Origin of the sequence: Photorhabdus aballayi, from assembly GCF_026153155.1 — a bacterium.
Classification (GTDB): domain Bacteria; phylum Pseudomonadota; class Gammaproteobacteria; order Enterobacterales; family Enterobacteriaceae; genus Photorhabdus; species Photorhabdus luminescens.
On the sequence record NZ_JAPFCD010000006.1, the window covers coordinates 106,087 to 117,915 of the forward strand.

At 42.1% G+C, this 11,829-nt stretch carries 9 protein-coding genes; 3 read left to right on the plus strand and 6 right to left on the minus strand.

The genetic code is table 11. From position 1 onward, the window contains the following. The first annotated feature begins 481 nt into the window (after positions 1–481). Complete coding sequence (ompA, locus tag OO184_RS05360; protein WP_265378292.1) at positions 482–1,582, plus strand: porin OmpA; 1,101 nt, start codon at positions 482–484, stop codon at positions 1,580–1,582. A 263-nt stretch (positions 1,583–1,845) separates the two neighbouring features. On the opposite strand, the gene matP is transcribed toward ompA, so the two are convergent. Next, complete coding sequence (gene matP / locus OO184_RS05365) at positions 1,846–2,301, minus strand: macrodomain Ter protein MatP (protein WP_265378293.1); 456 nt, start codon at positions 2,299–2,301, stop codon at positions 1,846–1,848. 206 nt (positions 2,302–2,507) lie between these two features. On the opposite strand from matP, the gene OO184_RS05370 reads away from it, so the two are divergent. Both OO184_RS05370 and fabA read left to right on the plus strand, forming a co-directional pair. Further along, the gene (locus OO184_RS05370; RefSeq protein WP_265378294.1) at positions 2,508–4,238 is read left to right on the plus strand and encodes an AAA family ATPase; all 1,731 of its coding nucleotides are present in this window, start codon (positions 2,508–2,510) and stop codon (positions 4,236–4,238) included. A gap of 84 nt (positions 4,239–4,322) precedes the next feature. Continuing rightward, the gene (gene fabA, locus OO184_RS05375) at positions 4,323–4,841 is read left to right on the plus strand and encodes a bifunctional 3-hydroxydecanoyl-ACP dehydratase/trans-2-decenoyl-ACP isomerase (protein ID WP_265378295.1); all 519 of its coding nucleotides are present in this window, start codon (positions 4,323–4,325) and stop codon (positions 4,839–4,841) included. Positions 4,842–5,927: 1,086 nt separating this feature from the next. On the opposite strand, the gene rmf is transcribed toward fabA, so the two are convergent. From rmf to OO184_RS05400, 5 genes are all read right to left on the minus strand, one after another. After that, complete coding sequence (gene rmf, locus OO184_RS05380; RefSeq protein WP_011146047.1) at positions 5,928–6,095, minus strand: ribosome modulation factor; 168 nt, start codon at positions 6,093–6,095, stop codon at positions 5,928–5,930. Between the two features lie 247 nt (positions 6,096–6,342). After that, complete coding sequence (gene pqiC / locus OO184_RS05385; protein ID WP_265378296.1) at positions 6,343–6,915, minus strand: membrane integrity-associated transporter subunit PqiC; 573 nt, start codon at positions 6,913–6,915, stop codon at positions 6,343–6,345. Then, the gene (gene pqiB, locus OO184_RS05390) at positions 6,912–8,561 is read right to left on the minus strand and encodes an intermembrane transport protein PqiB (protein ID WP_265378297.1); all 1,650 of its coding nucleotides are present in this window, start codon (positions 8,559–8,561) and stop codon (positions 6,912–6,914) included. The genes pqiC and pqiB overlap by 4 nt, the downstream gene beginning before the upstream one ends. A gap of 20 nt (positions 8,562–8,581) precedes the next feature. Continuing rightward, positions 8,582–9,829, minus strand: a complete 1,248-nt coding sequence (gene pqiA, locus OO184_RS05395; protein ID WP_265378298.1) for a membrane integrity-associated transporter subunit PqiA — start codon at positions 9,827–9,829, stop codon at positions 8,582–8,584. Between the two features lie 85 nt (positions 9,830–9,914). After that, the gene (locus OO184_RS05400; RefSeq protein ID WP_265378299.1) at positions 9,915–11,828 is read right to left on the minus strand and encodes an ABC transporter ATP-binding protein; all 1,914 of its coding nucleotides are present in this window, start codon (positions 11,826–11,828) and stop codon (positions 9,915–9,917) included. Position 11,829: the final 1 nt, after the last annotated feature.

Below are 11,829 nucleotides of genomic sequence, written 5' to 3' on the forward strand. Positions count from 1 at the left end.
TCAATTAATTAAGGTAAGATTAGTTGTAAAGAATAGTAAATTTTTAAAAAAAACCATACATTATCTTTTAAATTTTTTACTCTATTAATCAAGGGGCACTTGTAACTTTTTAACTTCGTTGTAGACTTTACACCATTAAAGGTTACTGCACTTATGTACCCTTGTATTGTTTGGTCCACTCGTTTTATGAAAGTGCAGTATTCCTAACTGAGTTTTTAATCAATATGGCTCAACAGCCTATCTTAGTAGATATTAAAAGATGCTAAATTAGTGCAGGTCATTCTTATGGGTGAATAGTGAACATGGAAGCGCGCAAAATTCAAAGCGTACACACAATAATGGTACCGGAGAATTTGAGCACAATTCAGTGCTCGCTTTTATTACAAAGAATGGCAAATGAAAGCCTAATGGGATAGGCAGTCAGTAAAAAGGCTCCCAAAGCCAATTGCCTATTGGGTGATGATAATAACGAGGCGTTAAAATGAAAAAGACAGCTATCGCGATAGCAGTGGCAGTGGCCGCTTTCACAACTGCAACGCAAGCAGCTCCAAAAGACAACACTTGGTATACCGGTGGTAAGTTGGGTTGGTCCCAATACCATGACGTAAACTTCTACGGCAACGGTTATACCAGTGCAATCGGTAATGGCCCTACTCACAAAAACCAATTGGGTGCGGGTGCTTTTTTAGGTTATCAAGCCAATCCATACCTAGGTTTTGAAATAGGTTATGACTGGTTAGGTCGCATGTCTTACAAAGGCAGCGTCAATAATGGTGCCTTCAAAGCCCACGGTTTCCAATTGGCAACCAAACTGAGCTATCCAATTATGGATGACTTGGATGTCTATACTCGCCTAGGTGGTATGGTTTGGCGGGCAGATTCCAAAGCAAATTACGGCGCAACCAATACTCATCTGAAAAATCATGACACCGGTGTTTCTCCACTGGCAGCCATCGGTGTTGAGTATGCGATAACTAAAGACTGGGCTACTCGTCTGGACTACCAGTGGGTTAACAATGTCGGTGATGCAAGTTCAGTAGGCGCACGTCCTGATAACGGTCTGTTAAGCGTAGGTGTTTCTTACCGTTTCGGCCAAGATGAAGCAGCAGCGCCAGTTGTTGCTCCGGCTCCGGTTGTTGCTCCAACTCCAGCGCCAGCACCCGTTGTTGAAAATAAACGTTTTACCCTGCGTTCTGACGTGTTGTTCGAATTTGCAAGTTCTGAGCTGAAAGCCGAAGGTAAGCGTACTTTGGATAAACTCTATACTGAGTTAGCAAACATCGACCCAAATCAGGGCAAAGTACTGGTTTTAGGCTACACTGACCGTATCGGTAAAGACGCTTACAATCAGGAACTATCTCAAAAACGCGCGCAAAGCGTAGTTGATCATCTGATATCTAAAGGTATCCCTGCCGGCAGCATCAACGCAGAAGGCCACGGTAAAGCAAATCCTGTCACCGGTTCTACCTGTGATAAGGTTCGCAAACCTAACCTAATCAACTGCCTGGCGCCAGATCGTCGCGTAGAGATCGAGATTCAGGGCATTAAAGAAGTTGTTACTCAAGCACAATCTGCTCAATAATAGCCTTTCTTGGTTATAATTAATCATCGAAAGCGCAGAAAGCCCCATTGTCAGATGGGGTTTTCTTTTACCAATAGTGGAATTTTATATACCCTATGGATTTCAAGATGCATCGCGACGGCAAGGGAGCGAATCCCCGGGAGCATAGATAACTATGTGACCGGGTGAGCGGATGCAGCCAACAAAGAGGCAACTTGAAAGATGACGGGTATATCAAACTGATTAAGGCGCTTGTTGCGATACCAACCTATAAACAACTGAAATTACTCTTTCTTACCCAGAATAGCTTCCAAGTCATGTTTCAAGCTGGACATTTGATTAGCATATTTTTCTTTCCGTTCAGCATCTTCAATTAACTGGATGATAGTTTCGGACAGCGTATTGCCCCGCCGCTGAGAAAGTGCAGATAAGCGCTGCCATACGGGAAAGTCTAAATCGATGGATTTCTTACGAGTATGCTGATGTTCTGCATTAAAATGCCGTTTACGCCGAGCGCGGATAGTTTGTTTCATCCGGTTGAATAAATCAGGATTCATATGCTGCTCAATCCATTTCAGTACTCTTACCGGTTCACTTTCAAGTTCAATGAGTTTACCAACTGCTGCATGAGCGGCACTGTTTTCAATATATTTAGTAATCGGCTCGCCTTCTTGATGTTTTTTCATCAGATAAGCCCACTTCCAGCCACATTCCAAATTTTCCAGTTGTTGATATTTCATCTTACTTTCTCAGTGACAGCGTAACTAAAAATAAGCATAACAACTATTTCAGTAAATTGCTTATAGCCAAACAGATTAATATCTGCTTTTTGATCAAATTATGTTTTACATAAAGTGTCTACAATAGCAAACATTCAACCATGTTGGTTTATATCTTAATCTTGTATAATCGACACTTTCCTACTTTACAATATATAGCGATCATTTTGACCACTAACAAACTAGACTGGCAGGCATTACTGCCGAATTGCGCTCCTTATGATGCGCTTTTTCATTCTGCTTCCCAACAGGCTCCTGCCAGTATGGAAGCCGTTCAATCACGGCTACATAGTGGTTTGCAGCTTTTTTGCCGGATGGATTCCCGCCAGCCTTTTATGCTACTGAAAGCTGAAGAATGTGATACTTATTTGTCAGCGTTAGCTGAATCTATCCATCCATTGCTCACGAAAGAACTTCCCCAAATTGGTGGCAATTATCACATTCAGCAACAGAAAATTAGCTGGCAACCATCAACAGAAGGCCATTTCACACCTGAATTACGCGTCGCTTATCGTGAATGGATAGAAGCAGAACAATTATTTGGCAGCTTCCATTCTCACAACGGAGAAATTCACTTACAACCCGGTCTGATTCATCAGGTAAATGGTGGTGTACTTATTCTGTCGTTACGTACCCTACTTTCTCAGCCATTAATGTGGGTTCGCCTGAAACAGATGATTATTCAACAACGCTTTGAGTGGTTATCTCCAGATGGCAATAAGCCGTTACCATTACCTATCCCCTCTATGCCGTTAAAGCTACGTCTGATCTTGGTTGGAGATCATCTAAGCCTTGACGAATTCCAGGCTACAGAACCTGAATTAGCAAAAAGCGCGCTATATGGTGAATTTGAGCTGGATATGCCATTTCATAATGAGCAAGATTTAAGTCTGTGGTGCAATTATATCAATGGACTCATTCAGCAATGGCAATTACCGCCATTGAATCATAATGCCTGGCCTGAACTTGTACAACAAGCAATCCGCCACGTAGAAGATCAACACCGCCTGCCTTTGGATATTCTCTGGCTACAACGACAACTGACTACTGCGGCACTCTATCAGCAAAAAAATCAGATTACAGCTCAATCAATTAAACAAGCAGAGGAAAATCGCCGCTGGCGTTACAACTATCTGCCCGAACGTGGTTTAGATGAAATTCATCAAGGCCAGATTCTTATCCGTACCCAAGGAATGGTCATTGGCCAAATTAACGGATTATCTGTGCTGGAGTATCCCGGCCATCCTGATCCAGTGGGAGAACCATCCCGTATCACTTGCGTGGCTCATATAGGAGACGGGGAATTTATTGACGTTGAACGAAAAGTTGAGTTAGGTGGCAATATCCATGCGAAAGGCATGATGATTATGCAGGCGTTTTTGATTTCCGAGCTAAAATTGGATCAACCACAACCTTTCTCAGCATCCATTGTGTTTGAACAGTCCTATGGTGAAGTTGACGGCGACAGCGCCTCTCTTGCCGAATTATGCGCACTGATAAGCTCTCTTTCTCTGCAACCTATTGATCAACAACTGGCTGTCACAGGTGCGGTAGATCAATTCGGTTATGTTCAACCAATCGGTGGTATTAACGAAAAAATCGAAGGTTTCTTTGAAGTATGCCGCCTCAGAGGGCTCACTGGTCAACAGGGAGTTATCCTACCAGCAGCAAACGTTCATCATTTATGTCTTAATCAAACCGTTGTAGATGCGGTAAAAGCGCAAAAATTTCATTTATGGTCAGTAAAACATGTTTCTGAAGCGCTGCCTTTATTAACAGGTATCCCTTATTATGATCAACAAGAAACACACTTGTTAGCTATGATACAAGAACGTATAACACAAGCGAATAATCAAGAACGGCCCAAATTCCCGTGGTTTCTTCGCTGGCTGGGTTAATTCAGGATGTCTGATCGGAGTTGTTCAGCGTACAAGTGCACTCTATTATTTACCCTACATTAAATATAAGGCTATCTGATAATTATGGTTGATAAACGTAAATCCTACACAAAAGAAGATCTCATCGCATCTGGACGTAGTGAGTTATTTGGCGAAAATGGACCTCCATTACCATCTGGTAATATGCTAATGATGGATCGCATCATTGAAATGACAGAAAACGGTGGTGCCTACGATAAAGGCTATGTAGAAGCTGAGCTGGATATTACCCCTGATTTATGGTTTTTCGACTGCCATTTTATTGGTGACCCGGTAATGCCCGGCTGCCTTGGTCTTGATGCCATGTGGCAATTAGTTGGGTTCTTCCTTGGCTGGTTAGGCGGTGAAGGCAAAGGCCGTGCCCTTGGCGTTGGCGAAGTTAAGTTCACTGGCCAGGTATTACCAACAGCGAAAAAAGTTACTTACCGTATCAACTTTAAACGCGTTATTAACCGTAAATTGATTATGGGGCTGGCTGACGGTGAAGTGTTAGTAGATGGTAAAATCATCTATACAGCAACGGATTTGAAAGTGGGCTTGTTTAAAGATACCAGCGCTTTCTAATCAATAAGCAGTAACATATCGAAAAGGAAGGTGACTAGCTAATTGCTTTTCACCTTTTTCTCTAAAAGCGCACCACCAAGCAAACAGCATACTATTTGAAAAAAATATTTTCTTGAAAAAAATATTTGATATTGTTTTTGTCCTTCAATGACAATTTCGGTTATATCTTAGAGTATGAGATTCAAAATCAAACTCTAACCTACCTCGACTAAGAATAACATAAAACCACATCTGAATGGCTTGCAATATAAGCATTTAATTTATTGCTGGCTAATTAGCATGCAATTGACAAATTGTGCTATGCTCAAATTAACCTGACATATCAAATAAGCTCATAAAAGCATACTGATATCAGGTTTAACATTAATAAAGCTTAATATTTTTGATTATTATTGATAAACACAACCAAGGGTAATTTATATGAACATCAGAAAAATACTGCTCATAATCGTAGCATTAACTGTTACACCAACTGCCATAGCGCTAAATAAGATTGAAGGTACCATTGAGATGCTACAAGCATCTAACACTAATGGCGATTGCCTTGGAAAAATAGTCACTCCTACTCGCGCCCAAGGATTTCGGTGGGTATGTACTTATAGTGCCGGGTCGATACTTTTATCAATGCTTCAAACCGCCTATTCAAGTCATGAAAATGTAGCCATAGCAGTCCAGGGGGATGCAGAATATAGCCCTCTCTATAAGGTTCAATTACGTCACAAATGTTTATCAAACCCTGCTTACTGCCATTATCCTTCGCATTAGTAGATAAATTACTTGATGGCCGCAATATCAGCCATTCAGCCATATTGGAGGTTAAATAGGGTGTATGAGCTGGCGGCCATGAATTCTATCTCATCAAATTTCGCAAACGAAATCCCAAAAAGAACAATACAAAAAATAGGAAACCAACACATCATCCACATTAATTGCTATACGTACCCTGTTACAAATCCACCAGCAGGATTCAATCTGACAGATATCTGTATAAGCAATCAGTCACTGTCAGATTAAATTTGGGATATACACGTTGATTGAGAAATGGAGGTTTTTTCTCACCTAACCTAATACCATCAGTTTGGCAGACTAAGCCATCATCGCCCTATCTTCCATAGCCTGACGCCACCCTCCTAACCAATGAGAACGGGCATCTAATGAATAATAGGGACAATGCTCCCTTGGACGCCCCAAAATACCTGCATGGTACCCTCTCGATAATGCTCGTGCTAAACGATCTCGTTTCTGTCTCTTCATGCTTTTATTTACCTCATAAGCTAGATCAGTAGAAAGAAAACAGTGGTCATCATTTATTCAACCACAATTTAGAAATACCCCTATAAATTTTGAAAATCAAGTCAAGAAATTCATATTAATGTAATATTTGTTATATCAATACAAAAAAATGAATAAGGTATTAATAATAAAGAGAAATTTTTATCCTACCGATAATACCGATTTTCTCCGAGCGCAAAGGTTTTACACTCGGAGAATGGCAGAGAGGTTACGATTGGGAAATTAATTGACTGGCAATAGCTTGCGACAAGTGACTCCATCCTGTTGCCAATGTGCGAACTAAATCATCATAACCATCTTCTTCCTGTTTTAGTTCTATGTTAAAGGGCTGTTTAACGACCCGACCCTCACTTCCCTGACAAGTTAACGTCCAGTAGCCCTGTAAAATCACCCTACCATCATAACGACCATGAAAACTGGTTACTGTTACATCCAAAATATCTGGTTTATTGACCAATGGTTGAGCGGAAACTAAACGCTGAGGCAGCGCCATCGTTAACTCAGTTACCAACACTTGCTGTAACTGCTGCTCAAGTGGGCTTGCCCACAAGTGATTCGCCGCACTGACATAACTGACATCACTACTTTGATACACCACACCGGAGGACGATAGATAATCGGACAACATAACCCGTTGCACCCATAATTGGCGATCATGCTGCACAGTAGCACTCTTTTGTGATGCTATTGTGACTACCGGCAATTGATAATAAGTTTTTTCTGGTTGACTGCTACAAGCAGAAATAAAAATCACTAAAATTAATGCCAGTCTTTTCATCATTTTTTAGCCTTTTTCGGTTCTGGATCTTCAATTGGCTTAGCTTCAAAAACTAATGCATTGCTCTTATTATTCAACGTCCTCAGAACAGGTCGCAGTTCACTCAACACTTGATCTAATCGCTGCATATTATCCAACATCTTGTTATAAGCCGGTGAGCCAGGCTGGAAACCTTGCATACTGCGGTTAAACTCCTGCAATGTTTTCTGTATATCTTTTGGCAGATCTTTGGTTTCAGGATTTGCCAACACCTTATTCAATTCATCGAGGGTCCGCTGTGCTTTTCTTATCGCTTTCTGACTCTCTTCCAAAGTGCGAATAGCCTGATTAAACATTGGCTCAACCGGCATATTATTAATTTTATCTAACGCTGCAATAACCTTATGTTGAATTTGAGCAAGGCCGCCACTGATTGTTGGCAGTAACGGATAGCCTGCAATTTCATATGGGCCAGCCCACCCTTTTTCATTCGGATAAAAATCCAAATCAATAAATAGCGCCCCCGTCAGCAAATTACCTGATTTGAGAGATGCTCGCAGACCATGTTTAGTTATGCTATTCAGCTCTTTCTCAACATCAAACCCTTCCCCTAACTCCTTCTCAAAGCGCTCCGGCTCAATAGAGATAAGTACTGGAATACGAAAATCGTTATCCAACCGCTGTCTCATTCCCTCGGAATAGAACGGTACTTTCGCCACAGTTCCCATACGGATACCGCGGAACTCCACCGGCGCACCCGGCTGTAATCCTCGGACGGAATCAGAGAAGAGCAACAGATAATCTTTATGCTTGGTATATAAAGAATCTTGAATGCTTCTTTGGTTATCAAAAAGTTTGTAAGTGGCTTTTTCTTTAATTGACTCACCCAATTCCCAACCCTTAGGTACATCAAAGCTGACGCCACCACCAAATAGCGTTGATAACGAAGCCATTTCAACACGTACTCCTTGAGAAGACATATCAAGGGTAATACCACTCTCTTTCCAAAAGCGGACATTGGTTGTCAACAAACCATCATAAGGCGCATTAATAAATAGCTGATATCTCATCAGATGAGATTTCGGTTCAAACTCGCTGGTTTCAACAGAACCAACCCGATAACCACGAAATAACACCGGATCGCCCGGATTGAGCTGACCCGCTTTATCACTGACCAAGATGACACGGAGACCTTTCGCATCAGGTGAAGCCAATGGTGGCGAATCCAACAAATTAAATTTGTCTTCTTCATCACCGTTCGTTCCCGGTTGAAGTTCAATAAAAGCCCCGGACAAAAGAGTACCAAGGCCAGATATTCCATCACGACCAATCTGCGGTTTCACTACCCAAAAAGCGCTATCACTGCGTAATAAGTTTTCCATGCCATCATTTAGCCGGGCCTTGATAATAACTTGACTAAGATTATCACTCAGCATGACCCTCTCAACTACGCCGACATCCACACTACGGCTTTTAATTTTAGTTTTTCCGGCTTCAATGCCCTCCGCGTTGGAGGTAATCAACGTTACTTCCGGCCCTTGGTGGTTAAAATGATAAAACAATATCCAGGCACCAATAAGTACGGTGACAATCGGCACAATCCAGACTGGCGACCAACTTTTAATTTTATCGATTTTAGCCTGACTCTGGTCTTCAACTTTATCCGTCACCTTGACACTCCTTCATTGCCTTATAACGAATGTTTAATGTTGGTTCTATCCCAAATTAAACGCGGATCAAATGTCATTGCCGCGAACATGGTCAGGATCACAACTAAAGCAAAAATAACTGCCCCCATAGCAGGGTAGACACTCATCAATTTCCCCATACGCACCAGTGATGACAATATTGCGATAACAAATACATCAATCATTGACCAACGGCCAACAAATTCGACAACTTCATAAATAAAATGCATGCGGGCGGAATCCCGTTTACCGTGACCTTTGGCATCCCAACATAACCAACCAATTGCCAACATTTTCAGTGAGGGCACCATAATACTGGCAATAAAAATGACTAAAGCGACCGGATATGAACCGACACTCCACAGTAGTATCACTCCCGCCATGATAGTGGAATCACTCTGACTACCTAACGATTCCGTTACCATCATTGGCATGACATTAGCAGGAATATAAAGCATTAAGGCCGTCGCTATCAGCGCCATTGTCCATTGCAGACTGTTACGACGGCGAGCATGTCCACGAGTATGACAACGTGAACAGACTAATTGGTCTACCGGTAAGATAGCTGTACAACACTGACATAATCGAACCCCCTGCACTAACCCCGATCTTCCTGCCTGTAACGGTATATTCACCTGAGGTGCGAGCGCTATCTGATTCCATAACCAGTGGCGATCCAAACATTGAAATGCTCTCACCTGGAGAAGGCAGAACAGACAATATGGCAAAAAGCTTAGACCTAACCCAATATCACCATAAGCCATTAACTTAACAAAGCTGACCAATACCCCTGCCAGAAAGATTTCAACCATACACCAGCTTTTCATCTGAAATAAAACCCTGGCTAACCAGGCTTTTACCTTCTGAGAAATAACAACACCTTGGCACAATAGAATAATCGCTACCATACAAAACGCAGGTACCAGTTGAACACAGAGCAAAAAGAATGTTCCCACACTGACGTAATTTTCATTAAACATCACCTGAGGGATTTGAGATAAGGTAATTTCACTGCCAATTCCCGCTACGCTCATGCTGACAAATGGAAACAGGCAAGCCATTAACAGCATAAATAATGCACTGACTGCATAACCTGTTGGCTGATGTTTAGGTTCTTTCCACCATGTGACTAATGTCGTCTTACAACGAGGACAAACTGCCTTCGTTCCCTGAACCCATTCTGGCAATGTCACCAGTAAATCACATTGAGGACACAATACCATTTCATGATGATGGTTACTGGAACACAAGGTTTTTCTCCTGCAAGGAAATTGGCAATATTCACAGAATCATACTCAGAAGAATTTCGCCATATGATTCTGCTCATTATGTTAACTATTGGCTGTTTTTCAATGTTTCCAGTTCCTGCCAGCGATCAAAAGCAGCTTCTAATGCTTGCTCTTTTTCGGACAGCTCAGTCAATATTTTTTGGGTTGCTACATGAGGTTGATTAAAAAATTCAGGATCACTCACTTGAGATTGTAACTGCTCAAGCTCTTCTTCCAGTTTCTCCAGCAATGATGGCAATTGCTCTAATTCTCGCAATAAATGGTAACTCATTTTGTTACGAGAATTTTTCGGCGACTCCTTAACCTTTTCTACTTTAACTTCCGTTTGCGGTTTTTTCTCATTCTGCTGGCGCAACAATACAGTTTGTTCGCGCTGTTGCTGAGCATCATAATAACCACCAACATAATTATTGATCACACCATTACCTTCGAAAATCCAACATTCGGTCACGGAGTTATCAACAAATTGACGATCATGACTGACCAACAATACAGTACCTGTATAATTGTCTACCAGCTCCTCCAGCAACTCTAATGTTTCCACATCCAGATCGTTGGTTGGCTCATCAAGTACCAATAGATTACTGGGTTTCAGGAACAGACGCGCCAGTAACAACCGGTTCCTTTCACCACCAGAAAGCGCTTTAACCGGTGTCATTGCCCGTTTGGGATGAAACAGAAAATCCTGTAAATAACCCAGAACATGACGAGGACGACCATTCACCATCACTTCCTGCTTACCTTCAGCCAAGTTATCCATTACGGTTCTTTCCGGATCAAGCGCTATCCGATGCTGATCAAAATAAGCAATTTCTAGTTTAGTACCACAATGAACACGGCCACTATCCGATTGCAGCTCGCCTAACATCAGTTTCAGTAAAGTTGTTTTGCCACAACCATTTGGTCCCACCAGTGCAATTTTATCCCCACGCTGAATTTGCGCACTGAAATTATTGACCAGTTTCCTTTCGCCAATTTGATAGTTAACATTTTCCAGCTCAAAGATAATTTTGCCGGAACGACTCGCTTCTTCCATCTGTATTTTAGCCGTTCCCATTACTTCACGGCGTTGTGAACGCTCAATGCGTAATGCTTTCAATGCTCTGACGCGCCCTTCATTACGAGTACGACGCGCTTTAATTCCCTGACGAATCCACACTTCTTCTTGAGCCAACTTACGATCAAATTCAGCATTTTGCATCTCTTCCACACGCAATGCTTCTTCTTTGCCTTCAAGAAACTTATCGTAATTACCTGGCCACGACACTAACTTACCGCGATCTAAATCGACAATACGGGTTGCCATATTGCGAATAAATGAACGGTCATGGGAAATGAAAACAAGGCTACCCTGAAAATCTTTCAGGAAGTTCTCTAGCCATTCAATCGTATCAATATCCAAGTGGTTAGTTGGTTCATCAAGAAGCAAGACTTTTGGTGAACTGACCAACGCCCTTCCCAATGCCGCCTTACGCAACCAACCACCTGAAAGAGAAGAGAGCTTCGCTTCCGCAGGTAAAGAGAGCTGTTTCAATACGTCATTAATCCGGCTGTCCAGTGACCATAGCCCGCGGATATCCAGCACCTCCTGCAATTCTGCCAAGCGGTTGAGGTTCTTCTCATTCGGTTCTTGCTCCACCAGACGGGAAACCTGATGAAAAGATTTAATATATTCGGCCTGTTCCTGAACACCTTCGGCAACAAAATCAAAAACCGTCCCTTCCACATCACGGGGAGGGTCCTGTTGTAAACGGGAAACAATCAGATCCTGCTCGTAAATAACCTGACCATCATCCAACGGCTGCTCTTTCGCTAATACCCGTAACAAGGTCGACTTTCCAGCACCATTACGACCAACCAGACAAACTCTTTCATTTTCTTCTATATGCAATTCTGCATTATCAAGTAATGGCGCATCACTGAACGACAACCACGCACCAGATAAATTAATCAACGACATA